Annotated in this window: 21 protein-coding genes; 6 read left to right on the plus strand and 15 right to left on the minus strand. The window is 65.7% G+C overall.

The window, feature by feature from the left end:
- Positions 1-201 precede the first annotated feature (201 nt).
- Entirely contained in the window at positions 202-471 is a 270-nt protein-coding gene (locus ACPZMI_RS18275) for a DUF3077 domain-containing protein (RefSeq protein WP_186668729.1), read from the plus strand.
- Positions 472-596: 125 nt separating this feature from the next.
- Here the strand turns inward: ACPZMI_RS18275 and ACPZMI_RS18280 are convergent, their stop codons facing one another.
- The 12 genes from ACPZMI_RS18280 to ACPZMI_RS18335 are packed head-to-tail and all read right to left on the minus strand — an operon-like array spanning position 597 to position 11,205.
- On the minus strand, positions 597-1,229 hold the full coding sequence (locus tag ACPZMI_RS18280) for a hypothetical protein (RefSeq protein WP_426352772.1): 633 nt from the start codon (positions 1,227-1,229) through the stop codon (positions 597-599).
- Positions 1,230-1,237: 8 nt separating this feature from the next.
- Positions 1,238-1,624 (minus strand): type II secretion system protein GspM, encoded by a 387-nt coding sequence (gspM, locus tag ACPZMI_RS18285; protein ID WP_186668734.1) that lies wholly within the window; start codon positions 1,622-1,624, stop codon positions 1,238-1,240.
- A complete protein-coding gene (gene gspL, locus ACPZMI_RS18290) occupies positions 1,621-2,694 on the minus strand; it encodes a type II secretion system protein GspL (RefSeq protein ID WP_426352773.1) in 1,074 nt (357 codons plus the stop codon). The genes gspM and gspL overlap by 4 nt, the downstream gene beginning before the upstream one ends.
- Positions 2,691-3,281 (minus strand): type II secretion system protein, encoded by a 591-nt coding sequence (locus tag ACPZMI_RS18295; protein ID WP_186711447.1) that lies wholly within the window; start codon positions 3,279-3,281, stop codon positions 2,691-2,693. The genes gspL and ACPZMI_RS18295 overlap by 4 nt, the downstream gene beginning before the upstream one ends.
- Positions 3,278-3,646 (minus strand): type II secretion system protein, encoded by a 369-nt coding sequence (locus tag ACPZMI_RS18300; protein WP_186720661.1) that lies wholly within the window; start codon positions 3,644-3,646, stop codon positions 3,278-3,280. The genes ACPZMI_RS18295 and ACPZMI_RS18300 overlap by 4 nt, the downstream gene beginning before the upstream one ends.
- The gene (gspH, locus tag ACPZMI_RS18305) at positions 3,643-4,080 is read right to left on the minus strand and encodes a type II secretion system minor pseudopilin GspH (RefSeq protein WP_186668741.1); all 438 of its coding nucleotides are present in this window, start codon (positions 4,078-4,080) and stop codon (positions 3,643-3,645) included. Before gspH ends, ACPZMI_RS18300 begins: the two co-directional genes overlap by 4 nt.
- A 1-nt stretch (position 4,081) precedes the next feature.
- A complete protein-coding gene (gene gspG, locus ACPZMI_RS18310; protein WP_186668743.1) occupies positions 4,082-4,516 on the minus strand; it encodes a type II secretion system major pseudopilin GspG in 435 nt (144 codons plus the stop codon).
- Positions 4,517-4,530: 14 nt separating this feature from the next.
- Positions 4,531-5,733 (minus strand): type II secretion system inner membrane protein GspF, encoded by a 1,203-nt coding sequence (gspF, locus tag ACPZMI_RS18315; protein WP_186720660.1) that lies wholly within the window; start codon positions 5,731-5,733, stop codon positions 4,531-4,533.
- Positions 5,734-5,735: 2 nt separating this feature from the next.
- Positions 5,736-7,184 (minus strand): GspE/PulE family protein, encoded by a 1,449-nt coding sequence (locus ACPZMI_RS18320; RefSeq protein WP_426352774.1) that lies wholly within the window; start codon positions 7,182-7,184, stop codon positions 5,736-5,738.
- A complete protein-coding gene (gene gspD, locus ACPZMI_RS18325; protein ID WP_426352775.1) occupies positions 7,184-9,139 on the minus strand; it encodes a type II secretion system secretin GspD in 1,956 nt (651 codons plus the stop codon). The genes ACPZMI_RS18320 and gspD overlap by 1 nt, the downstream gene beginning before the upstream one ends.
- A gap of 3 nt (positions 9,140-9,142) precedes the next feature.
- A complete protein-coding gene (locus tag ACPZMI_RS18330) occupies positions 9,143-9,568 on the minus strand; it encodes a pilus assembly protein PilZ (RefSeq protein ID WP_288374397.1) in 426 nt (141 codons plus the stop codon).
- Complete coding sequence (locus ACPZMI_RS18335; protein WP_426352776.1) at positions 9,565-11,205, minus strand: bifunctional UDP-sugar hydrolase/5'-nucleotidase; 1,641 nt, start codon at positions 11,203-11,205, stop codon at positions 9,565-9,567. Before ACPZMI_RS18335 ends, ACPZMI_RS18330 begins: the two co-directional genes overlap by 4 nt.
- A gap of 226 nt (positions 11,206-11,431) precedes the next feature.
- On the opposite strand from ACPZMI_RS18335, the gene ACPZMI_RS18340 reads away from it, so the two are divergent.
- Complete coding sequence (locus tag ACPZMI_RS18340; RefSeq protein ID WP_426352777.1) at positions 11,432-13,495, plus strand: PhoX family protein; 2,064 nt, start codon at positions 11,432-11,434, stop codon at positions 13,493-13,495.
- 61 nt (positions 13,496-13,556) lie between these two features.
- On the opposite strand, the gene gspK is transcribed toward ACPZMI_RS18340, so the two are convergent.
- Positions 13,557-14,522, minus strand: coding sequence for a type II secretion system minor pseudopilin GspK (gene gspK / locus ACPZMI_RS18345; protein ID WP_186668804.1), 966 nt, complete (start codon positions 14,520-14,522; stop codon positions 13,557-13,559).
- 147 nt (positions 14,523-14,669) lie between these two features.
- Between gspK and tatA the strand changes: the two genes are divergently transcribed.
- The 4 genes from tatA to ACPZMI_RS18365 all read left to right on the plus strand — a co-directional run bounded on the left by tatA (position 14,670) and on the right by ACPZMI_RS18365 (position 17,979).
- Positions 14,670-14,870, plus strand: a complete 201-nt coding sequence (gene tatA / locus ACPZMI_RS18350) for a twin-arginine translocase TatA/TatE family subunit (protein ID WP_186668758.1) — start codon at positions 14,670-14,672, stop codon at positions 14,868-14,870.
- The gene (gene tatB / locus ACPZMI_RS18355; RefSeq protein WP_186711438.1) at positions 14,870-15,133 is read left to right on the plus strand and encodes a Sec-independent protein translocase protein TatB; all 264 of its coding nucleotides are present in this window, start codon (positions 14,870-14,872) and stop codon (positions 15,131-15,133) included. The genes tatA and tatB overlap by 1 nt, the downstream gene beginning before the upstream one ends.
- Positions 15,130-15,873: a twin-arginine translocase subunit TatC gene (gene tatC, locus ACPZMI_RS18360; protein WP_426352778.1), complete on the plus strand. Its 744-nt coding sequence runs from the start codon at positions 15,130-15,132 to the stop codon at positions 15,871-15,873. The genes tatB and tatC overlap by 4 nt, the downstream gene beginning before the upstream one ends.
- An 84-nt stretch (positions 15,874-15,957) precedes the next feature.
- A complete protein-coding gene (locus ACPZMI_RS18365; protein ID WP_426352779.1) occupies positions 15,958-17,979 on the plus strand; it encodes an HET-C-related protein in 2,022 nt (673 codons plus the stop codon).
- 75 nt (positions 17,980-18,054) lie between these two features.
- On the opposite strand, the gene ACPZMI_RS18370 is transcribed toward ACPZMI_RS18365, so the two are convergent.
- Both ACPZMI_RS18370 and purL read right to left on the minus strand, forming a co-directional pair.
- Entirely contained in the window at positions 18,055-18,366 is a 312-nt protein-coding gene (locus ACPZMI_RS18370) for a YqfO family protein (protein ID WP_186668766.1), read from the minus strand.
- A gap of 3 nt (positions 18,367-18,369) precedes the next feature.
- Entirely contained in the window at positions 18,370-22,269 is a 3,900-nt protein-coding gene (gene purL, locus ACPZMI_RS18375; protein ID WP_186668768.1) for a phosphoribosylformylglycinamidine synthase, read from the minus strand.
- Positions 22,270-22,693 lie beyond the last annotated feature (424 nt).

Here is a 22,693-nt window from a genome sequence, read left to right on the forward strand (position 1 = left end):
CCACCGAGTACGCACTCTGCGCACAAACCGTGGCCCATCAAGCGGTCCTCCTCCAACCCAAGTCCCCCGTCTCGCTCCTGGTAATGGCTGCCATTCATGAAATGGAAGCGCTGAGGATTTTGCTGGAGTCGGCTTTGATACAGATTCAGATGCCGGCAGAGCCGCAGACAGCTCACTAAGCGGTTTTCGGGAGATGAAGGGATGGATACAAGCGACACCACACCGAACACCACCGTTGGCAAGACTCGGTTCTACCAAGGCAAGGGTCTGACCCAGCCGCTGTTCTGCATCGAGCCGGGCATCCCGTGCGAGCGTGCACGCGAGCAGGCTTCGGAGTTGATGGGGTACGTGCGCGACATGACCTTGAGCGCAGTGATGGATGAGAACCCGCAACTGGTCTGGGCTTCGTACTACCTGAGCGCATTGGCCAAGGCATTGATGGACGATGCGGAGCTGGGGATGGGCCGGTAAAAGCGGGGTTATCGGACCTGGAGTTGAGTGGGTGGTGGGGGCATGGCACCGGCTATGCCGGTGTTCGCGGGCAAGCCCGCTCCTACAAGGTTTGAGCTGGCAAGGAACAGACTCATGCACTGTAGCTACCACCTGAGCTGCCGCTCGCCCTTGGCAGCCTCCGGCCCCAACCACTGGGCGCCACGCAGCAAGGGCGTCAGCGCAGCATCAGGCTGGACCTCGAAACGGACCTGGGCGCGTCGAGCCAGCAGGTCGGCGTCAAGATCGAGCTGGTGCTGCCCTTGCAGGGCCAGCGCGCCCTGCAAGTGCCAGTCACCTGCACAGCGCATTTGGAGCCAGCCCTGCCCCAACCCCAGCGACCATGGCGATACCAGCGCCAGGTCGTGCACCTGCAAACGCCCCTCGGCACCGACGCACTGTCGCCACGCACCCTTCACATTGACACGCCCCTGCCAATGCCCCGCCAGGCGATAAGCCACCGGCACACTCGCCGCAGCCTCGAGCGCCTCGACACCCGCCCGCCAGCGCCAGGGCCAACCGCTCAACCGCATCAGCCAATCCTGGCCCTGATAACCCAGGCGGATTTCGCCCTGTGCCTGCCACGGTCGCCACTGCCAGCTCAGCGGCCCGACATCGCCCACCTGCTCGGCCTGTCCGTGCCAGAGGCTGCCGCTGACGGCCCTGCCTGGCACCAGCCAGTGTGCAGGCAACTCGACGAGCAGCGTGACAGCACACACCAGCGCCGGCCACAGCAGCACGCGCGCCCTCATGGCCGGACCCGCAGGTCGAAGCGCAGGCGCTTGCCCTCCTGTTCCATACCCCATTGCAGCGGCTGTGCGCCCTCGATCTGCAACGCCTGCAACCACCCCAGCAGCGCCTGCTCGTCCGCGACCGAGCCACGCACCTGCCAGCCCTGCTCCTGCGGCTCGACCTCCGTCAGCTCGATGTGCCGGGCCTGGGCAGACTGACGCAGACGCTCCAGGCTCAAGACCGGGCCGCCCTCAAGGCTGATCGCCGCTTCTGCCAGCCCGCGCCACTGGCTCATCTCGGCCCAGCGTGCGCTCGCCTCCCGCACCAGGATGACGATCAGCAACAGCGCGATCAGCCCCCATGCCAGACGCATACGCTGGCGCTGTAAAAAGACGCGGATCATGAACCGCTCCCCAGGTCGAACACCACGCCCTGTGCCTGCACCTGCACCGCCGCCCCGACCGTTGCGGCCATTTCATCCCACGGCGGCACCGTGCCGTCGCCGTCCAATTGCAGATGCCAGCGCTGCCCATCGAAGCGCACGGCGCGCAGGCGCCACTGCGGGTGCTCGTGCAGCCAGCCCTGCAACTGCCCTTGCAAACCGTCGAGCCGACGCAGACGCAAAACCCGCTCGCCGTCGGCGTCACGCAGCCGCCTGAGCGCCTGCGCTGCCTGGCGTGGCGTGGCCTGCGGGCCGGTAACCGCCAGCACCTGCTGCCGATACAGCTGGGCCTGACGCCATTGCTGGCTGATCCACAGACCGCCCCAGACGGCGGCGAGCACCAGGCAGGCGGCTACCAAGCGCTTTTGCAGCCCCGTGACCTTCAATGATTGGCGCGGACGACGCGTTTCCCGCAGCACTGGCAAGGTATCGAGATCGGCAATCCGCTGTGGCCAGCGTCCATCGACCGGCTCAAGCGCCTGCGTATCCCAGGGCGCAGGTGCATGGCCCAACACCTGTGGCCAGGCCAGCCAGTGCTCGCTGCCCTCTTCGTCAACCCGCGCGTACAGGGTCGACTGTGCCTGTCGCCATTGCCATCCACAGCCCGGGTCGAGTGTCGGCAACAGCTGGAACTGCGACCAGCAACGCTCTACCTCCAGCCCCCACTCCACGCACTGGGCCAACCAGCCATCGAGCCGATCCCGCGCCACGACCACCAACCGCAGTTGCCCTGCCGTGCGACCGATGCATGCACAGTGCACCTCATCGCTCCCCTGCAACAGACGGTCCTCCAGCAGCAGCGGCCATTCCTCACGCTTGAGCCCGGGCGGCGCCGGCAACTGGAAATGGCTGCACGCCTCGCCCGGCACCACCAGGGCAACCCGGGCGATCAGATCCTGCGGCGGGCGCCCCTGCCCTTCGTCGCGCAGCATGCCGCTTTCCAGCAGGCACCAGTGCCAACCGCCGTCAGCCCCAGGACGCAACAGCAACCAGGGTCGCGCAGGCGAGCGCCGCCGCCATTCAAGCTTCATGAGCGCCCCCAGGGCAGGACGAATGTGCAGACATAAGGTGCTCCGTCACGCTGCAGATGCAGGCGCACGCCACGGCCGGGGTGCGTCGGTTGATCGGAAGGCCAGGCCAGCCAACTGCCGCCCTGGAAATACAGAATGCTCATCTCGCTGACCCGCTCCAGGCGCTCGCGTACCACCCAACGCGGCTTGTCGGCGGCGTAGAGATCGGCGGAAGTCTCCAGCAGCACGCGCTGCTCCCTCGGCTCGAAACGCAGGCGCTGACGCTGCAAGCGGGAACCGCCTTCGGCCTGGGGCCAGGCCGCAGCAGCGACCCACAGCAACTGCTGGTTCTGCGCCTGCCAATCCAGCCAGCGCATGGCCAGTGGCAGGCGCTGCTCGTACACCTGGCGCAGCACCGGGCTGTCGAACCGCCGCTCCAGCGCCAGGCAGAACTCCAGCACACCGGGCTCGTTCTGCTGCTCGGCGAGACGCTCGCGCACCGTGAGCCAGCCATGCACCAAGGCCGCCAGCAGGATGCCCAGCACCGCGGTCAGCGCCAGCGCCACCATCAGTTCGATCAGGGTCAACCCCGTTTGGCGGCGCTTCATGGGCGCTCCAGAAACAGGGTGTACAAACCCAGCGGCACACGCTGATCGCGGTCGGCGAACAGGCGCAGCTCGCCACGGCGCAGATCGCGCACGCCGGTGCTGCGCAGTTGCAGGTCCCAGTGACACACCTGCGCGCCCTGTTGCAGCGCCCCGGCGGTGCGATTGCTGCCCGGCCAATACTGCTCGACCGCAAACCGTGCCTGCAGCTCACGGGCGCACAGGGCGCCAAGGCGGTGCTGCTGCACGCCTTCCTGCACCGCCAGGCGCTGGCGCAACACCTGGCTGGTGATCACCGCCAGTACGGCGGCAATACCCAGCGCCACGCTGACTTCAAGCAAAGTGAAACCGCGCTGTCGCCGCCTCATGGAAGCGCCACGACCTGCAACTGCCCCTCGCGCCCCCAGCTCCAGCGCTGCCCGCCTTCGGCGCCACGCCAGTTCACCTTGCCGGGCCTTGCCCAACCTTCGGGGGTGAACACCAGTTGCGGCGCTGCTGCCGCCTGCCAGTCCGGGCGCAGGTCTTGCGGCCAATCCCCCAACGCGACCGTCTCCAGCACCCAGCCGGTGCCGTCATGGCGAACGAACTCAGGGCGCTTGCCGCTCCAGCGCAGGCCACGTAACTGGCCGGTATGCCGGGCCACGGCGGACTGCTCGCGGGTCGCGGCGACCAGCCGCTGCATGGCCTGGTCGACCCGCGTACGACCGCTGTCGAGCCAGGCCACGCTCAAGCCGGTCATCAGCCCGGCGATGGCCAGCACCACCAGCAATTCGAGCAGGCTGAAGCCGCGCTGGGAAGGCAAGTCAGAGCTCCCAGTTGCCCAGGTCGGCATCCAGCCCTTCGCCACCGACCACGCCATCGGCGCCGAGCGAATAGACATCGACACGGCCATGCTCGCCCGGCATGCGGTACTGGTAAGGCGTGCCCCATGGATCTTCCGGCAGGCGACGAATGTAGCCATCGCTGCGCCAGGCACGCGGTAGCGGCTCCTGGCCCGGCTTCTTCACCAATGCGGCGAGGCCTTGCTCGCTGCTGGGAAAGCGCAGGTTGTCGAGCCGGTACATGTCCAGCGCCTGCTCGAGGGTGGCAAGGTCAGCCATCACCTTCTGGCGCATGGCCTTGTCCTGGTTGCCCAGCACGCTGGGCGCGACCACCGCGATCAGCAGGCCGATGATGAAAATCACCACCATGATTTCCATGAGGGTGAAGCCGCGCTGACGCTTGGCGCGATACTGCATGCAAAGACTCCTTTTTACAGTTGCAGACCCTGGTTGAGCTGCATGATCGGCAACAGCACCGCCAGCACGATGAACAGCACCACGCCGCCCATCACCAGGATCATCAGAGGTTCGAAAAGCGCCATGGCGGTGTCGACCTGACGGGCAAAGCCGCGCTCCTGGTCGTCGGCCACGCGCTCGAGCATGTCGGCCAGGGTGCCGCTGGCCTCGCCGCTGCCGACCATGTTCACCAGCAGTGGTGGAAACTGGCCGCTGGCATCCAGCGCCCGATGCAGGCTGGTGCCGCCCTGGACCTGCAGGCGCACCTGCTCCAGGGCCAGGCGGATACGCTGGTTGGCGACCGTTTCGCTGGCCACCTGCAATGCTTCGAGCAGGGCCACGCCACTGCCGCAGAGAATCGCCAGGCTGCGCGCCAGACGTGCGCTCTCCAGCACCTGCAGCAGGCTGCCGACACGCGGCAGGCGCAGCAGCAGGTCGTCGCGGCGCAGGCGCCAGTGCGGCTTGCGCAACAGCCAACCGCACAGCAGCGTCAGCGGGATCGCCGCACCCAGCAGCCAGGGCCCAGCGTTGGCCAGGCCCTGGCTGATGGCGATCAGCAACGAGGTGATCAGCGGCAGCGCCTGTCCGGAATGGGCGAACTGCTCGGTCAGCTTGGGCACCACGAACGTCATCAGACCGACCACCACCGCCAGCGACACGCCCATCAGCACGCAGGGATAGATCAGCGCAGTGCGCGCCTTGTGCTGTTGGCGCTGGACCTGCTCTAGGTGATCCGCCAGGCGCGTCAGCACCTGCGCCAGGCGCCCGGAGCGCTCGCCCGCCTCGACCAGTGCGCAATACAACCCGGTGAACGGCGCGCCTTGCCGCGCAAGACTGCGGGCCAGCCCCAGGCCTTCGGCCAGCGCGCCGCGCACCGATACCAGCACGGCCTGCAAGGCGGGCGCGCGCAATTGCCGTTCGAGCGTGGCCAGGGCATCGACCAGGGGAATGCCGGCACCGGTGAGCGTGGCCAACTGGCGGGTCAGCTCGCACAGCTGGGCACGGCTCAGGCGCTGGCGACGCGGTTGCCGCAAGCTGCCTTCATGGCGTTGCAACTTGCGTGCGAACAGGCCCTGCTCACGCAACAACTGGCGCGCATGGCGCTCGCTGTCGGCCTGCACACTGGCCTTGTGCGGTTTGCCTGCCAGGTCCAGAGCCTGGTAGCGATAGGTCGGCATGCTCAGCCCTGCACCACGCGCAACACTTCGGCCAGGCTGGTCTCGCCACGGGCCAGGCAGTCACTGGCCATGGCCACCAGGCTCTGCCGGCGCGTGGCCAGGTGGGCCTGCATCGTCACTTCGCTGGCGCCCTCATAAAGCAGGGCGACCAAGCCTGCATCCAGCTCGATGAATTCATAAAGGCCCAAGCGCCCGACATAACCGCTGCCCTGGCAACTGCCACAACCCACCGGATGGTGGGTGGCCTGCAAGGCGGCCAACTCCGGCCACAGGCGCCGCTCGGCGGCAAGCAACGGGCGTGGCTCGGCACAACTGCACAGGCGCCGGACCAGGCGCTGGGCCAGCACCCCGCGCAGGCTGGAGGCGATCAGGAAGGGTTCGATGCCCATGTCACGCAGGCGTGTCACCGCGCCGATCGCACTGTTGGTGTGCAAGGTCGAGAGCACCAGATGGCCGGTCAGGCTGGCCTGCACGGCGATCTGTGCCGTCTCCTGGTCGCGGATCTCACCGAGCATGATCACGTCCGGGTCCTGGCGCAGGATCGCGCGCAAGCCGGTGGCGAAGGTCAGCCCGGCACGCGGGTTGATCGCGGTCTGGCCGATACCGGCAATGGCGTACTCCACCGGGTCTTCGACGGTGAGGATATTGCGACTGCCGTCGTTGAGGCTGTTGAGGCTGGCGTACAGCGTGGTGGTCTTGCCCGAGCCCGTGGGGCCGGTGGACAGCACGATGCCATTGGGCCGCGCCAGGCACGCGCGCAGGCCCTGCAACGCTGCGGCCGGCATGCCGAGGTTGTCCAGCGCCAGCAGGCTGGCCTGCTTGTCGAGCACGCGCATCACCACGCGCTCGCCATGGATGCCGGGCAGTGTCGAGACCCGTACGTCCACTTCGCGTCCGGCGGCGCGCAGGGTGATGCGTCCGTCCTGGGGCTGGCGTTTCTCGGCGATGTCCAGGCGCGCCATGACCTTGATTCGCGACACCAGCATGGCCGACAGCGCTCGCGGCGGGCGCAGAACCTCGCGCAGATGACCATCGACGCGCAGGCGCACCACCAGGCTCTGCTCGAAGGTCTCGATGTGGATGTCCGAGGCACGCAGGCGCAGGGCCTGGCCGAACAGGCCGTTGATCAGGCGGATCACCGGGGCTTCGTCGTCGCTTTCGAGCAGGTCTTCGATGCGTGGCATTTCGCTCATCAGGCTGTCGAGGTCAACCTGCTCGCCGATGCCTTCGATCAATGCGGCGGTGGCCGAGTCGGCAGCCTGGTAGAGCTGGCCAAGACGCTCGTCGAAAGCGGCGCGATCGAGGCGCTCCAGGCGCAGTGGCTGGCCATGCACGCGCAGCAGCTCTTGCACTTGGTCGCTGTCGGCATCCTCGCGCAACCATAGCTGCCAGCCCTGGTCGTCCGGGGCCATGGCCACGCCAACCTGACGCGCCAGGCGGTAGCCGAGCATCACCAGTTACCGCCTTCAAGCCGCGCGCGGCTGGCCGGGAACGCCTTGAGCAAGGCGCCACCCTCGGCGAGTTCCGGCATCTGCAAGGCCGTGTCCTGCTGCAGGCTGCGGTACTTTTCCTGGCTCAGCCCGGCAAGGCTCGGCCCGTCACGCATGATCCGCGGGCGGATGAACACCATCAGGTTCTGCTTCACGTTGCGGTTGCTGTCGGAGCGGAACAAACGGCCGAGCACGGGAATGTCGCCGAGCAACGGCACGCGCTGATTGCTGGTGGTGGACTCGTCGCTGATCAGGCCACCGAGAATCACCAGGCCATTGTCGTCGACCATCACTTTGGTCTTGATCTCGCGCTTGTTGGTGATCACGTCGCTGGCGGCGCGCGAATCGGCGATCGAGGACACTTCCTGGACGATGTCCAGGCGCACGCTGTTGTCGCTGTTGACCTGCGGCTTGATGCGCAACTTCACCCCCACCTCCTTGCGCTCGATGGTCTGGTAGGGGTTGGCGTTGTTCTGGGTCACGGAGCCGGTGACGAAAGGGACTTCCTGGCCGACCAGGATCGACGCCTCGGCGTTGTCCAGGGTCAGCAGGGTCGGGGTCGACAGCAGGTTGAAACCGCTCTTGCCCTTGAGCGCGTTGATCAGCATGGCGAAGTTGAAACCGCCGCCGAAATGGCCGATGCCGGCGGTGGCGCCCGTGGTGGCCGAGAGCAGCTTGCCCAGTTCCTTGTTGTCGCCGCTGGCGGCAGCGCCGGCGATGTTGGCGATGTTCACCCCGTTGCTGCCGAAGTTGACGATACCGGCGCCGAACTTCTCGTCGGCGAACAGCCACTGCACGCCCAGCTCCTGGGCGCTGCTGTCGGACACTTCGGCGATGATCGCCTCGACCACCACCTGGGCGCGGCGGATATCGAGTCGCTCGACGATGTTGCGATAGGCCGCCAGCTCACTGTCGGGGCCGACCATGACCACCGCATTGGCGCCCTCTTCATACTCCAGGCGCACGCCCGAATCGCTGGCGGTGCGTACTGGCGCCTCCTTGCCTTCGCCTGCGGGCGCATCGGGCACCCCGCCGTCCTGGCCGAGACCGCGCAGCACCTTGACCACTTCCGCAGCATTGGCGTGGCGCAGGTAGATCACCTGGGTGTTGCTGCTGTGCAGGTTGTCGCTGGGTCGGTCGAGCTGGCCGAGCAGCGCACGGACGCGCTCGCGGCTGTCGGCGCTGCCACGCACCAGCAGCGCATTGCTGCGCGGGTCGGCCACCACCTGGGCACTGTCGGCGCCCTGCTCGCGGGCCAGCAGGCGGGTGACCAGGGGCGCGGTGTCAGCGGCGCTGGCATGCTTGAGTGGCATCACCTGCAAGGGTTCGTCGCTGACCTGGTCGAGCTGGCGTAGCAGCTTGTCGATGCGCTCCAGGTTGCTGCGCCAGTCGGTGACCACCAGCAGGTTGGCGGCAGGGTATGGGGTGATCACCCCGACGCGCGGATCAATCAGCGGCTTGAGAATGCCGAGCATCTGTTCGCTGGCGGCGTTGCGCACATTGAATACCCGGGTCGCCACGCCGTCGCTGCCCTTGCTCTGCTTGCCGGCGTTCTCCACCGGCACCGGCTCCAGGCGCGCGGCCTGGTCGGGGACGATCTTCACGCTGCCGTTGGGCAGGTCCACGGCGGCAAAGCCCTGGGCACGCAACTGGGCGAGGAAGATGTCGTAGATGGCTTCGGCGTCGTGGCGATCGACGGTGCGTACCGTGACCTTGCCGGTGACCCGTGGATCGACGATGAAGGTGGTGCCCGTGATGCGCGAGACGCTGTCGATGAACTCGCCCATGTCGGTGTCGACGAAGTTCACCTCGTATTGCGGCACCCCGTCTTCGTCGACCTCAGGGTCTTCGGCCCAGGCCTGCGCAGAGCACAGGCCGAGGCTCAGCACGCAGGCCACAGCGTATCTTGCGATCATTGCTCATCCTTGCCGCTTGAAGCCGGTCACGGCGGGCCGTGGCGGCCAGGGCAGGCGCTCGCGCCGCCCCTGGTTGTCGAAAATCAGGCCATCGGCATCGATGTCCTGCAGCACGATCCCTGGCGCCAGTCGCTGGCCACGGCCCAGGGTGCGGACCTGCTGGCCGAAACGCAGCACCACCACCGTGGCGGACAGCGGCTCGGCCTTGAGCCCGCCGAGGTAGTGCAGCGGCAGGCGTGTCAGGGGGATGCCACCCTCATCGGATGGCGCCTGCCAGTGGCCAGCCATCAGGCCTGGCAAGGTCGATGCCTGTTCACGCGGGACACCGAGCGGTTGCGGCTGGCGACTCAGTTGCAGGATGCACTGGGCGGCGAGCCAGCCGGCCAAGGTCAGCAGCAGCACGTTGGGCAGGCGCGACAGCCCGATCACGACGCCACCTGGCGCGGATGCCACCCCGGATGCCCTTGTACATAGCGCACCTCGGGCCATTGCAACGGCGCCAGTTGCCAGTTCGGCGCCTGGCGCGCCAGCCAGGCCTCGACCTTCTGCCACAGCGGCTCACCGGCCTGGGCATCGAAGTGCAGACCGAAGGTGCGGCACAAGCCCTGCACCGTGGGGAGCCCGGCGACGCGCTTGCCCATCGGGCTGTAGCTGACCTGCCAGGCGTGGCCTTGCCAGCGCGGCAGGTCCTGGCTGTTGTCGAGCAGCAGCGGGTCGCCGAACAATTGCTCGGCGGCATTCTCCAGCACCTGTTCCACCTGGCGCGCAGGGGCCTCGACCACAGGCGCCGAGTAGCCGCCGGTGAGGCTGATCAGATGCTCGCGGGTGATCGCCTGGCCAGCAGGCAGTGGATGGTCGTAACGCAGCCCCGGCAGCAGCACCGGCATGCTCGAGTCGTCGGCCAGGGCCTGATGCAAGAGACGATCCCAACTGCCGCCACGGGTATCACGGCGCCACAAGGCCTGCGGCGCGCGCGCCAGCGGCTGGTCAAGCCAGGCCGCATGACCGGCGCGCTGCTGGCGCAGCGTGGTGCGTAACTGGCTGGCGCGCGCTTGGACAGTTGACGAAAGTCGATCCTCGAAAGCAGGCACGAAACGCGCCTCGAATTGCCACTGCCCCCCGGTTTGCTGGCAACGCAGGCGATAGACGCCACTGGCGCGGCACCCAGCGAACAGCACCGGCACCTGACGGCCCGACGCTTGCGTGACAGGCACCGGTGTCGGCCATAGATCCTGGCCACGGGCACACAGCAGGACATCGATTTCGTCGATCCGCTCGGCCAGCCAAAGGCCGGGGCCAGTACCGACATCCGCCAGGGCGACCACCAGGTCGGCCTCGCGCCGGGCTTGCTGGAAGCTTGGCAACAATGATTGGTACCACTGCTTGAGCGAGGCTTTCTGATCCTGGGCGTAAGGGTCGGTCACACCGACCACCGCAATGCGCACGCCGCCGCGCTCGAACACACGCAGGGGCTCGACACCCAGGCCCTTGGCCTGTTCAACGCCAAGCCCGGCGCCCAGGGTGATCGCAGGGGACTGACGATAAAGAGCGGCGCAGCGTTGCGGCCACAGCACGCGCTCATCACTGCTCACACGCACGTCGCTGGCCAGCATCCGACTGCCCTGCACGCCGCTATCGCCTTGGGTCAGGTAGGCCAGGCCGCTGCCGTTCCAGTTCTGGCCGTTTTCCAGGGTCAGGCAGCGCTCGGCGCCGGCCTCGTTGCGCATCTGCTCCATCAGTGCGGCCAATACGGCATAACCGCCAAGGCGCGCCTGGCTGGCCTGGCCGGCATCGAGCAATGGCGCGAGCTCGGCATGGCCGCTACTGGCATGGCTGCCGGTCATCCACGGAGCACGTCCCAGATGGCTGACCGGCCCCAGGCGCGTGGCCGGCACCACTGGCAGGCCAGGCTCGCGGGCATCGAGGGTGTCGGCGACATAGAGCAGTTCGAGCGAGGCGTCGCCGCCGCGCTGACCGGGGATCGCGGAGCAGGCGCCCAACAAAGGCGCCAAGGCCCCGACGCCCATCCAGCCAATCACTTCGCGTCTGCGCACACTGCTCGCCATCGCCCCCGCCATCCTTAACCTGAGTTCACGTTCGGCCCCGGATATTGGGGTGGCTGCGTGACAGTTTGATGGCAGAAATCCGACAGGCCATGCCGGAAAGGTCTGAAAAATCTTGTTACTAATAGCGGTTGGTTTTAAAACCTCGTTAACATTTTTGCCAATCAATCATCATACTTGCCCCCTACAGTCTCGGTTCCTCTTACTCAGCCATTACAAGGACACCCTGATGAGTCGAGAAACCGGCGATAACCTGGACCGGAACCAGAGCGGCAACCTGCCGATGGCCAGCGTGATGGACACCTACCTGAGCCGTCGTACCGTGATGCGCGGCAGCCTCGGGGCGGCCATCGCGATGATCGCAGGCACCGGCCTGACCGCCTGTTTCGACGGGGGTGGCGGCAGCTCACATCACGATGACCCGGCCACCGAGCCGCCTGTGACCGAACCACCAGCCAAGCTCAAGCTGGGCTTCCAGTCCATCGCCGGCTCGCGCACCGACGCCTGCGTCATTGCCCCCGGTTACAGCGCCTATGTGATCGCGCCGTGGGGCACGCCGCTGAACAGCAACGGCAATCCGTGGAAGTCCGACGGCAGCAATACCTCGACCGATCAGGCCAACGCGATGGGCATGAACCATGACGGCATGCACTTCTTCCCCATCAACGGCAGCTCCGACGATGGGTTGCTGGCGATCAACTTCGAATACATCGAAGCCGACGCGCTGCACCCGAACGGCCCGACCACCGATGGCACCGGCAAGCGCCCGGTCGAAGAAGTGCGCAAGGAGATCAACGCCCACGGCGCTGGCGTGGTGCGGCTGAGCAAGGTCAACGGCCGCTGGCAGGTAATGCAGAACGACCCGCTCAACCGCCGCTTCACCACTGCCTCGTTGATGGACATCGCCGGCCCTATGCGCGGCACCGATCACGTCAAGACCAAGTTCTCGCCGACCGGCACCCAGGCGCGCGGCACCAACAACAACTGCGGCAACGGCTACACGCCGTGGGGCACCTACCTGACCTGCGAGGAGAACTGGCCTGGCATCTTCGTCAACAAGGGTGTGCGCCCGGCTGACCAGGTGCGCATCGGCGTCAGTGCCAGCGGCGGCCAGTACAAGTGGGAAACCGTTGCTGGCGACGCCAGCGAGGTCAACGGCGAGTTCGCCCGCTTCAACGTGACCCCGACCGGCGCCAGCGCCACCGACGACTACCGCAACGAAGCCAGCACCTATGGCTACATCGTCGAGATCGACCCGTACAACAGCGCCACCCTTGCAGTGAAGCGCACCGCCCTTGGCCGCTTCCGCCACGAGGGCTGCTGCCCGGGCCTGCCGGTCGCGGGCAAGCCGCTGGTGTGGTACACCGGCGACGACTCGAACAACGAGTACCTGTACAAGTTCGTCTCCGACGCCGTATGGGATCCAGCCGACGCCAACCCGGCCGACCGCCTGGCCACCGGTGCCAAGTACATGGACAAGGGCAAGCTCTACGTCGCCCGCTTCAATGCCGACGGCAAGGGCGTATGGCTGCTGCTGGACGTGGCCACCCCCACCACCGCCGGGAGCACGCTGGGGGCGCTGTACGGTGATCTGCCGGGCATCATCCTCAACACCCGCGGCGCGGCTGACGCAGTCGGCGCGACGCCGATGGACCGCCCTGAGTGGACCGCCGTCAACCCGCTCAACGGCGATGTCTACCTGACCCTGACCAACAACAGCGCGCGTACTGCCGCCAAGGTGGATGCGGCCAACCCGCGCGGCCCGAACCGCCATGGCCACATCATCCGCTGGCACGACAGCGACGATCACAAGAGCTTCACCTGGGACATCTTCGTGTTCGGCGCCAACGCTGCCGGTACACCGGATATCAACCGCTCGGGCCTGACCGAACTGAACCAGTTCGCCAGCCCAGACGGGATGAGCTTCGATAGCCGTGGGGTGCTGTGGTTCGAGACCGACAACGGAGAGACCACCTTGACCAGCTACACCAATGACCAGTTGCTGGCGGTGATCCCCACCGACCTGGTCGATGCCACCGGCAAGCAGATCCCGGTCAACGCCCAGAACCAGGTGGACCTGCGGCGCTTCTTCGTCGGCCCTAACGGCTGCGAGGTGACGGGGATCAGCTTCACGCCGGACAACAAGACGCTGTTCATCAACATCCAGCACCCGGGGAACTGGCCGTATACCGACAAGGCGACAGATGCGACCCCGGCAGGGAGCCGGGTGCGACCACGGGCATCTACCGTGGTGATTCAACGGAATGATGGCGGGGAAATCGGGACCGCCTGAGCCTAGGCCGGGCAGTCAGCCTTGTGCTGGCTGCACCGGCCTCTTCGCGGGCAGGTCAGGCTTACCAGGCCATCGGTTCCCGCCCCAGCACCCGCACCTGCTGCGCCGGCACCCGCGCATGCCACTGCACCACCCCCAGCGCCTCGATCTGAAACTGACTGCGCACCGACCGCCCCTCTTCCTCGAACGAAAGCTGCAACAGGAAGAGCCCGCTGTTGAGCAACAACCCCTCGCTCAACCGGGCAAAGCTCTCGTCATCCAAAGCGCCCAGCGCCTGGCGTAACGCTCCTGCATCGACATAACCCGAAGCCGGCCGATTACTGATGATCCGGCTGAGCAGCGATCGGGAAAAGTGCCCCTCGTAGAGCGCCTCAAGCAACGGCAGGTGCTCCAGGTTCAAGGCATTGGCATTGAGCCGCCAGCCGCTGGTCTGCGGCAATGCGCACAGCATCGGATAACGCCCCTGGCGTCCGGCATCGGGCTCGAGCAGCAGGTTCAGTTCGCTCGGGTCGAGCATCGCCTGGTTGGCCGCCAGACGCGGTGGCTGCTGACGCAGGTACTGGCCGCTCTCGGCACCTTGCAGGCGCGTGTCGCTGTCAGCGTCCAGCCAATCGGCCAGGGCGTCGACCAATCGCTCGGCCGCCATGTCGTCGCCGAGCAACCGGCGCAGCTGACGCTCGGCACGCTCGGCGTCTTCGCCCAGCAAGGCATTGACGTTGAAGCAGGTGTGCTGGTCGCGCACCCGCAGGCGTGCCTTGCCTGCCCCAAAGTCATACTCCAGCGCCTGGCCGCGCAGGGCCTGCCAGAACAGAGGGCTGGCGCGCCAGGCCGGATCGCGCAGGGCCTGGCTGGCATAGGCAAGGCCAGCCTGCTCCATCGCCCGCACCTGCACGCGCTGACGCAGCAAGCGCGTTTCATCGACCTGGCGACGCCCCTCCTCCACCAGCCAGGCCAGGCCCGCCGCAAGCATCGCCAGCGCCACCATCACCATCAGCAACGCTGCACCCTGTTGTCGCCCGCCACCCATTGCACCGCGCCTCTTCATCCGTGGAGGCGCCAGTCAACACGGTGCGTGTTGCAAGCACATGGCAAAGCCTTTCGACAGTCACGTTGGCGTCATCTGAAGCAGGCAGGATTGGCCTTCCTTTTCATGACCTTACAGGGGGGCTCACAAATGGGCGGTATAGGCATCTGGCAACTGGTGATCGTGCTGCTGATCGTTTTCCTGCTGTTCGGCACCAAGCGCCTCAAAGGCCTGGGCAGCGATGTCGGCGAAGCGATCCAGGGTTTTCGCAAGTCGATGGGCGGTGACGACAACAGCAGCGCATCACCCAACGCACAGGTTCAACAGCAGCCAACGGATCGCCAAGGCTGATGTTCGAGATCGGTTTCAGCGAACTGCTGCTGGTTGGCGTCGTCGCTCTGCTGGTCCTGGGGCCCGAACGCCTGCCGGTGGCGATGCGCACCGTCGGGCGCGGCCTTGGGCAGGCGCGGCAGGCCATGAACATGCTGCGCGCCCAGGTCGAGCGGGAAATCGACATGCCAGCCCTGGACGATGCGGCGCTGCGCAAACTGGAGCAGGATATCCGCCAGGGTGTCAGCCTCGATGAAGCCCCCGCCAGGGAAGGTAGATCATGAGCTTCGCTATCCACGGAAGGTCGGCAATGCCGCTGACCGAACACCTGCGTGACGTACGCAAGCGCCTGGTGCGTTGCCTGCTGGCCATTGCCCTGGCGTTCGCCGGGTTGTTCCCCTTCGCCCAGACCCTCTACACCCTGTTCTCCGAACCGCTGCGCCGCTTCCTGCCCGAAGGCGCGAGCATGATCGCGACCAGCGTCACCTCGCCGTTTCTCACGCCCTTCAAGCTGACGGCCATGTGCGCGCTGTTCATCAGCATGCCAGTGCTGCTGCATCAGGCTTGGGGCTTCATCGCGCCGGGGCTGTATCGGCGGGAGAAACGCATCGCCCTGCCGCTGCTGGTGTCGAGCATCCTGCTGTTCTACGGCGGCATGGCATTCGCGTTCTTCCTGGTGTTTCCGATGATGTTCGGCTTCTTCGCCAGCGTGACGCCCGAAGGCGTGGCAATGATGACCGACATCAGCCAGTACCTGGACTTCATCCTCGCGCTTTTCCTGGCGTTCGGCCTGGCATTCGAGATTCCGGTGGCGACCTTCATCGTGGTCTGGGCAGGCATGACCGATGTTGCCAGCTTGCGCCGTAGCCGGCCCTACGTGATCGTCGGCTGTTTCGTGGCCGGTATGATCCTCACGCCTCCTGACGTGTTCTCCCAGACCATGCTCGCCATCCCGATGTGGTTGCTGTTCGAGATCGGCCTGCTGGCCTGCGGGGCCCTTCAAAACCGCTCCTGCCTTCCGTAGCGCCTACAGCGGGAGGCGTTGCCTGCTCCCTCTTGCACCACGCGGCTCACATGCTGGGGCTCCGTCAGTTGATGAGTCCCCAGCATGATCCCACTAAGCCTGCACACCCGCTTCGCTCTTGATCGACTCACCGAAATCAGCCGGCCGCTCTCAGCACAGGCCTTTCGCGAAATGCTCATCCCTGTGTTCGGTGACGACCTGCCAGACAGTTGCTACCAGCAGCTGCAGGACGCACTGCGCGACGGCACGTTGAGCAACCCTGTACACCAGGTCAGCCAAAAGGTGGCGGGCAAAGCCTGCTACGACAATGCCACGCGTATCATCCACCTGCATCCCGAGGTGATCGCTGGCGCGCTGCTGCAGCCACAGGCAGCCTGTGAACTGGCGACCATCCTGCTGCACGAGTTCGGTCATCACCTGGACAACCTTCTGCGCCAAGACTTCGCGAAAGGCCTGGACGATGGCTTAGCCTCGGTGGCCGAGGATGCAGAACTCGAGGAAGGTGCGCGCTTCGCCTACCTGATCGGCTCCATGGAGTCAGGCCCAAGCGGTGATCTGCTGATCGCCCAGCTGACCGAAGCAGGCCGAACCATCACCCTGCGAGCCGATGACCAGGCCATGCGCATGTTCATCCGCCAGAGCCAGGATGAACATGCGCAACGCGCCAACACCAATGAAGGCAGCACCGAGGGCTTTTCTGCGGGCAAGGGCGACAAGAAAAACCCTGAAATGTCCTGGGGGCATGAGTCGATCGAGGAAGACCTCAAGTACGCCGGGTTCAATGAGCAACAACGCAAGGCGATCTATTTCGGCAACTGGTTGCGCGACTACTCGCAGTTGCTCGATCCCAAGCTGGTCCGCGCCGAGGACGCGCCCAAAGAGTTCCCGCGCAAGCTTTCCCGGAAAGTCCTGACCCAACTCGTAGACCTGCTGGCGCTCAAGGCATTCCCCAGCCTGCAATCCACGCCGCAAGAGCGCGCGCACTACGTGATCACACCGCAGATGCTCGGGGTGTATCGTCCTACCGAGCACATCGACAATCCCTACAACCCCAGCTCGTCAGTGACTGATCCGCGCACCATCGATGCAGACTTCGAGCCGCCTGTGGCACAGGACGATCCGCGGTTGCAGGTCGATCCGGATACGTCCATGAAACGCCACATCTTCAGTTCGGTCGATTACATGTGCGGACGACTACGCGAGGCAATGGCGGCCGGCCCGACCCCTGAGGGCATGCGCGAATTCGGTGCAGCACTGCACGTGCTGGAAGATTACTTCGCCCACTCCAACTACGCCGAATTGAGCCTGCACAAGCAGGGTCACGACACTGTACTGACCTGGACCGCACAAGCCGACTGCAAGCACGGCTGGCCCATTGTCACTGGCATGTTCGCCGGTAGCGATGTGATAGCCAGCCTGGCCGGGCCGATGGCCAAAGTACTCTTCGCGCCCTCCGGCGACTTCGAGAACATCACGCCAGGGCAACGCTCGGACACTGAACTGGCGCTGCTGATCCTGCTTCAGGATCACCCCGATCCGCAGTGGCAGGAACACCTGAACAGTGCACTGGAAATTCGCGACACGTTGGCGGACCTTCCCGGGTTCAATGTGGCGAGGCGCGTTTCCTGGATCACGGGCTCACCGCTGCGCCTTGCAACCGACCTGCCCAAGATCGGCTATCGCGCCATCCTCAACCTGATCGGCAACTCGGTCGACGATATCCAGACGTACAGGATGGGCAATCCCATGCTCACCGGTTCGACCAATCCGACCCACTCCCAGCTTGCCAAGGACCATGACGTGCATCCGCTGCATACCTTGGCCACTCTGATGGCCCGGGTTGCGGTGCGCGATGTCGGCTTCGCCATGTACAAATACTGGCAGGGCGGCCGGTTGCGCGATCCGGTCAAGGTAGCGCGCAGCTACTTTACCCACCCCAATGACAGCGAATGGCAGGACGAACTGGTCAGCAAATGGGCTAGCGAGCATCCCAAGGAAATCCAGAAATCCAGCAACCCAGCCGTCTTCGAAGAGCTCCATCACCATCATGAGGCGCCAGCGGTGGATGAAAGCGCCTGGGAACGTCTGAAAGGGCTGTTCAGTTAAAACCTGTAGAAACGACAAGCCCCGGCAGGAGACTGCCGGGGCTTGTCGGTTTGCAGCAGCGAAACTTCAGCGCATTCAGACGTCGAGCAAAGGCCAGACCTCATACGCCGGCGTTTCATAAGGATGGCTCTGCTTCAATGCAGCAACCACCTGACGAACCCGCTCATCGGCCACCACCAGCTCCACCTTCCACTCCTCCACCACCTCGACCTGGCCAACCTGCCCGAGGAATGGCTGGCTGCCATCCAACGGGCGGAACTGACCCTGGCCAAGTGTCTGCCAGGCACAGTGATCGTAGTCACCGATACGTCCGCCTCCAGCAGCGAACACGGCGGCCTTGACCACTTCGACATGGCTGGCGGGGACGAAGAAGGCGAGCTTGTGCACCGCTTAGTTCACCCACACCCGCGCGTTGCGGAACATGCGCATCAGCGCGGCGTCTTCCTGCCAGTCATCCGGACGCCAGGAGTTCTGCACGGCGCGGAACACACGCTCAGGGTGCGGCATCATGATGGTGACGCGACCGTCGCGGCTGGTGAGGCCGGTGATGCCCCGTGGCGAACCGTTCGGGTTGGCCGGGTACTGCTCGGTGACCTTGCCGTGGTTGTCGACGAAACGCAGGGCCACGCAACCGGACAGGTCGGCTTCCAGCAGCGCCTCTTCGCTGGCGAACTCGGCATGGCCTTCACCGTGGGCGATGGCGATCGGCATGCGCGAACCGGCCATGCCCTGCAGGAAGATCGAGTTGGACTTCTGCACCTCGACCATGGCTACACGCGCTTCGAACTGCTCCGAGCGGTTGCGCACGAAGTGCGGCCAGTACTCGGTGCCCGGGATCAGTTCGTGCAGGTTGGACATCATCTGGCAACCGTTGCACACGCCCAGGGCGAAGCTGTCGGTACGCTCGAAGAAGGCCTGGAAGGCATCGCGGGCACGGCTGTTGAACAGCGCCGACTTGGCCCAGCCTTCACCGGCACCCAGTACGTCGCCGTAGGAGAAGCCACCGCAGGCGACCAGGCCCTTGAAGGCTTCGAAGTCGACACGACCGGCGAGGATGTCGCTCATGTGCACGTCGATGGCGGCAAAGCCTGCACGGTCGAAGGCCGCAGCCATCTCGACCTGGCCGTTGACGCCCTGCTCACGCAGGATCGCCACTTGCGGCCGCACACCCTTCTTGATGTAAGGCGCGGCAACGTCGTCGTTGACGTCGTAGCCGAGCTTGACCGACAGGCCTGGATTGTCCTCTTCGAGCAGGACATCGAACTCCTGGTCGGCGCAGTCGGCGTTGTCGCGCAGGCGCTGGATCTGGTAGCTGGTCTCGGCCCACTGGCGCTGCAGCATGCGGCGGTCATCGTCGAACAGCACTTCGCCGTTCAGGCTGATGGACACCTCACCGTTGTTGACCGGCTTGCCGATCACCGCGACGCACTCCTCGCCCAGGCCGGCGGCGCTGAACTGGGCCAATACGTCCGGAGTGGCGTCCTGGCGAACCTGGATGACCGCGCCCAGCTCTTCGTTGAAGAGGATGGCCGGCACGTCGCCCTTGCTGTCGGTCAGCGGATCGAGTTGCAGGTCGAGGCCGCAATGACCGGCGAAGGCCATTTCCAGCACGGTGGTGACCAGGCCGCCGTCGGAACGGTCGTGGTAGGCCAGCAGGTGACCGTCGGCGTTCAGGCCCTGGATCACGGCGAAGAACGCCTTGAGGTCTTCGGCGTCGTCGACGTCCGGTGCCTGGGCGGCGATCTTGCCGTAGGTCTGGGCCAGGATCGAGGCGCCCATGCGGTTCTTGCCGCGGCCCAGGTCGATCAGGATCAGGTCGGTTTCACCCTTGTCCATGCGCAGTTGCGGGGTGAGGGTCTTGCGGATGTCGGTGACCGGGGCGAAGCCTGTGATGATCAGCGACATCGGCGAGGTGACGCTCTTCTCGACGCCCTCTTCGCTCCACTTGGTCTTCATCGACATCGAGTCTTTGCCGACCGGAATGGTGATGCCCAGCTCGGGGCACAGCTCCATGCCGACAGCCTTGACGGTGTCGTACAGGCGCGCGTCTTCACCCGGGTGGCCGGCAGCGGACATCCAGTTGGCCGACAGCTTGATGTCGGACAGCTTGTCGATGCGCGAGGCGGCCAGATTGGTGATGGTTTCGCCGATGGCCATGCGCCCGGACGCCGGGGCATCCAGCAGTGCCAGCGGTGTACGCTCGCCCATGGCCATGGCTTCGCCGGTGTAGACGTCGAAGCTGGTGGCGGTGACGGCGCAGTCGGCCACCGGCACCTGCCACGGGCCGACCATCTGGTCGCGGGCGACCAGGCCGGTGATGGTGCGGTCGCCGATGGTGATCAGGAAGCTCTTGCTGGCCACGGCCGGGTGGCTCAGCACGCGCTGCACAGCCTGGTCGAGGTCCAGCTCGCTCGGGTCGAAATCATCGCCCAGCTCGGCTTCGCGAGTGACCGAACGGTGCATGCGTGGCGGCTTGCCCAGCAGCACGTCGAGCGGCATGTCGACCGGCGTGTTTTTGAAGTGGCTGTCGGTGACAGTCAAGTGCTGTTCTTCGGTGGCCTCGCCGACCACCGCGAACGGGCAGCGCTCACGCTCGCAGATGGCCTTGAAGCGCTCGAAATCGACGGCGCTGACGGCCAGCACGTAACGCTCCTGCGATTCGTTGCTCCAGATTTCGTGCGGGGCCATGCCCGGCTCGTCGTTGGGCACGTTGCGCAGCTCGAAGCGGCCACCGCGGCCACCGTCGTTGACCAGCTCCGGGAAGGCGTTGGAGATGCCGCCGGCACCGACGTCGTGGATAAAGGCGATCGGGTTGGCGTCGCCCAACTGCCAGCAGCGGTCGATGACTTCCTGGCAGCGGCGCTCCATTTCCGGGTTTTCGCGCTGTACCGAGGCGAAGTCCAGGTCAGCCGAGCTGGCACCGGTGGCCACCGACGAGGCAGCGCCGCCGCCCAGGCCGATCAGCATGGCCGGGCCACCGAGCACGATCAGCTTGGCGCCAACGGTGATCTCGCCCTTCTGCACGTGGTCTTCGCGGATGTTGCCCATGCCGCCAGCGAGCATGATCGGCTTGTGGTAGCCGCGTACTTCTTCACCGTGCGGGGTGTTGATGGACTGCTCGAAGGTGCGGAAGTAACCGGTCAGGGCCGGACGACCGAATTCGTTGTTGAACGCAGCGCCGCCCAGCGGGCCTTCGATCATGATGTCGAGGGCGTCGACGATACGCTCCGGCTTGCCGTAGGCCTGCTCCCATGGCTGCTCGAAGCCCGGGATGCGCAGGTTGGAGACGGTAAAGCCGGTGAGGCCGGCCTTGGGCTTGGCGCCCCGGCCGGTGGCGCCTTCGTCGCGAATCTCGCCGCCGGAGCCGGTGGAGGCGCCGGAGAACGGCGCGATGGCGGTCGGGTGGTTGTGCGTCTCGACCTTCATCAGGATGTGCACCGGCTCCTGCACCGCACCGTACTGGCGGGTTTCAGGGTTCGGGAAGAAGCGGCCGGCGACGTTGCCGACGATCACCGAGGCATTGTCCTTGTACGCAGACAGCACACCTTCGTTGTGCATCTGGTAGGTGTTCTTGATCATGCCGAACAGGCTCTTTTCCTGAGCCTGGCCGTCGATGTCCCAACTGGCGTTGAAGATCTTGTGGCGGCAGTGCTCGGAGTTGGCCTGGGCGAACATCATCAGCTCGATGTCGTTCGGGTTGCGCTTGAGCCCCTGGAAAGCGTTGACCAGGTAGTCGATCTCGTCTTCGGCCAGGGCCAGGCCCAGGTCGACGTTGGCCTGGGCCAGGGCGGCGCGGCCACCTGCGAGAATGTCGACCGAGGTCATCGGCTTGGGCTGGGCGTGGCTGAACAGGTCAGCGGCCTGTTCCAGTTGCGTCAGCACGCGCTGGGTCATGCGATCGTGCAGTTCGGCCGCGACCTGCGCGGCGTCGGCGTCGCTGAGCGAGCCGGCAACGTAGTAGGCGATGCCGCGCTCCAGGCGCTGGATCGACTGCAGGCCGCAGTTGTGGGCGATGTCGCTGGCCTTGGAAGCCCAGGGCGAAATGGTGCCCAGACGCGGCACGACCAGGAACAGGCGGCCGCTCGGCTCCTGTACCGGCACGCTCGGGCCGTACTTGAGCAGACGCCCCAGCACCTGCTGCTGGTCGGCGGTCAGCTCGCCGTCGACGTCGGCGAAGTGGGCAAATTCGGCATACAAACCAGTAACAGCGGGGACTTTCTGGCTCAGTTGCTCGAGTAATTTACCGTGGCGAAAGGCAGAAAGGGCAGGAGCGCCGCGCAGGATCAACATCGTCGGGACAGCCTCAGGAAGGGGTGTGCTTAGAGGCCGTGCATTCTAGCCTAATTCGACGGCTTTCGGCACCCGCCAGAGGGCAATGCTGCCGGGCGGCGGAACCGGACCTGGGGGTCAGAATTCTGCCGGGTTGGCTTGGGGGATTTTTCGCCTGTTGAGCGCCAGGCTTGAAGGGTTTTTCGTCCGAAAGATCGAGCGCCGCCCGCGCGGCGCTTCGCGGGCAAGCCCGCTCCCACATTTGTTTCGGGCCAATGAATCCTGTGACATTTTCTCGCGACCCCTTTGGCGCACGGCGCTGGACCGAGTCGTACAAACCGGGGGGTTGCGTGCTGGTGGCAAGGGATTCATTGGCCGGAAAAAAGCGGGGGAGCGGGCTTGCCCGCGAAGCGCCGCGCGGGCGGCGCTCGATCTCAAGGGCACC

The sequence above is a fragment of the Pseudomonas wayambapalatensis genome (assembly GCF_049942315.1).
GTDB lineage: Bacteria > Pseudomonadota > Gammaproteobacteria > Pseudomonadales > Pseudomonadaceae > Aquipseudomonas > Aquipseudomonas wayambapalatensis.

Coding starts and splice junctions, on each gene's coding strand:
- ACPZMI_RS18275 (WP_186668729.1), top strand. CDS start 202: ATGGATACAAGCGACACCACACCGAACACCACCGTTGGCAAGACTCGG.
- gspM (WP_186668734.1), bottom strand. CDS start 1,624: ATGATCCGCGTCTTTTTACAGCGCCAGCGTATGCGTCTGGCATGGGGG.
- gspL (WP_426352773.1), bottom strand. CDS start 2,694: ATGAAGCTTGAATGGCGGCGGCGCTCGCCTGCGCGACCCTGGTTGCTG.
- ACPZMI_RS18295 (WP_186711447.1), bottom strand. CDS start 3,281: ATGAAGCGCCGCCAAACGGGGTTGACCCTGATCGAACTGATGGTGGCG.
- ACPZMI_RS18300 (WP_186720661.1), bottom strand. CDS start 3,646: ATGAGGCGGCGACAGCGCGGTTTCACTTTGCTTGAAGTCAGCGTGGCG.
- gspG (WP_186668743.1), bottom strand. CDS start 4,516: ATGCAGTATCGCGCCAAGCGTCAGCGCGGCTTCACCCTCATGGAAATC.
- gspF (WP_186720660.1), bottom strand. CDS start 5,733: ATGCCGACCTATCGCTACCAGGCTCTGGACCTGGCAGGCAAACCGCAC.
- ACPZMI_RS18320 (WP_426352774.1), bottom strand. CDS start 7,184: ATGCTCGGCTACCGCCTGGCGCGTCAGGTTGGCGTGGCCATGGCCCCG.
- gspD (WP_426352775.1), bottom strand. CDS start 9,139: ATGATCGCAAGATACGCTGTGGCCTGCGTGCTGAGCCTCGGCCTGTGC.
- ACPZMI_RS18335 (WP_426352776.1), bottom strand. CDS start 11,205: ATGGCGAGCAGTGTGCGCAGACGCGAAGTGATTGGCTGGATGGGCGTC.
- ACPZMI_RS18340 (WP_426352777.1), top strand. CDS start 11,432: ATGAGTCGAGAAACCGGCGATAACCTGGACCGGAACCAGAGCGGCAAC.
- gspK (WP_186668804.1), bottom strand. CDS start 14,522: ATGGGTGGCGGGCGACAACAGGGTGCAGCGTTGCTGATGGTGATGGTG.
- tatA (WP_186668758.1), top strand. CDS start 14,670: ATGGGCGGTATAGGCATCTGGCAACTGGTGATCGTGCTGCTGATCGTT.
- tatB (WP_186711438.1), top strand. CDS start 14,870: ATGTTCGAGATCGGTTTCAGCGAACTGCTGCTGGTTGGCGTCGTCGCT.
- tatC (WP_426352778.1), top strand. CDS start 15,130: ATGAGCTTCGCTATCCACGGAAGGTCGGCAATGCCGCTGACCGAACAC.
- ACPZMI_RS18365 (WP_426352779.1), top strand. CDS start 15,958: ATGATCCCACTAAGCCTGCACACCCGCTTCGCTCTTGATCGACTCACC.
- purL (WP_186668768.1), bottom strand. CDS start 22,269: ATGTTGATCCTGCGCGGCGCTCCTGCCCTTTCTGCCTTTCGCCACGGT.